The organism is Candidatus Cryosericum odellii (assembly GCF_003570935.1).
Classification (GTDB): Bacteria; Caldisericota; Caldisericia; order Cryosericales; family Cryosericaceae; genus Cryosericum; species Cryosericum odellii.
The window spans coordinates 8,887-9,953 of record NZ_QXIU01000169.1 but is presented as its reverse complement, the minus strand read 5'-3'; the positions used below and the strand labels follow the sequence as shown (position 1 = coordinate 9,953).

Annotated in this window: 1 protein-coding gene and 1 pseudogene; both read right to left on the bottom strand. The window is 59.6% G+C overall.

What is annotated here, in order from left to right:
- Positions 1-378: pseudogene (locus SMC5_RS07040) on the bottom strand (glycine cleavage system aminomethyltransferase GcvT); the annotation flags it as partial.
- 70 nt (positions 379-448) lie between these two features.
- On the bottom strand, positions 449-1,067 hold a 619-nt coding region (locus SMC5_RS07035; RefSeq protein WP_165849009.1), incomplete at its 5' end, for an amidohydrolase family protein.

Below are 1,067 nucleotides of genomic sequence, written 5' to 3'. Positions count from 1 at the left end.
GACCCATGCAAGGTCCTTGTCGTAGTTGCCGGCGTTGACGACCAGCAGGAACTTCGTCGCACTGTACTTGTAGATGAAGAAGTCGTCGACGACCGTCCCTTCCGGATACAGGAACTCGGCGTACTTGATCTCGTACGGCTCGAGCAGGGCTGCATTCCACGTGGAAATGTAGCTCACGAATTTCTCGGCATCCGGTCCCTCGACCTCGATCTCGCCCATGTGCGAGACATCAAACAGTCCCGCGGCCGTGCGGCAGGCCTTGTGCTCTTCGATGATGCTCGTGTACTGGATCGGCATCTCGTAGCCCGCAAACTCGACCATCGTTGCCCCGAGCTTCACGTGTTCGTCGTACAGCGGCGTACGCAAGACGTTTGCCATGTTCTTCTCCTCTGCTTCGATTTGCTGGGGGACAGGCGCCCTCTGACGGGTCTGCCCCGGATAGTGCGCGCTAACTTTCCTGGAAGTACTTCTTCTTGAAGACCTTGGGAGCCTTGATAACTCCTCCTCCTGCTACGACGTACCGGACGAAGTTCTCCCCGAAACGATAGGGGATCTCCTTGTAGGTATCAATGTCGAGGACGAGCAGGTCAGCGTCCTTGCCCTCGCGCAGCGAACCGGTCTGCATGCCGCGACCCACGGCGGCGGCGCCGTTGATGGTCGCTGCGACCAGGACTTCCTCGGCGGTCATCTTCATGTGCAGGCATCCCAGCGCCATGATGAGCAGCATGTTGGGACACATGCAGGTCCCCGGATTGTAGTCTGTTGCAAGAGCGACTGGAACGCCATGTTCGATGAACCCGCGCGCATCCGCGAACTTCGTGCGTCCCAGCGAAAGGACAGTTCCCGGCATGAGTGTCGCGACAACACCCTCCTTCGCCAGGGCCTTCATCCCCTTCTCGCTGGTCCAAACGAGGTGATCGGCACTGACACATCCCATCTCGGCTGCCAGCTCGGCGCCATGGTCATCCGCCATCTCATCGGCATGGAGCTTGCGCGGCATGTCATGGTCACGGGCGGCCGTCAGGATGACGCGAGCCTCTTCGATCGTGAATGCTGACTCGTCCACA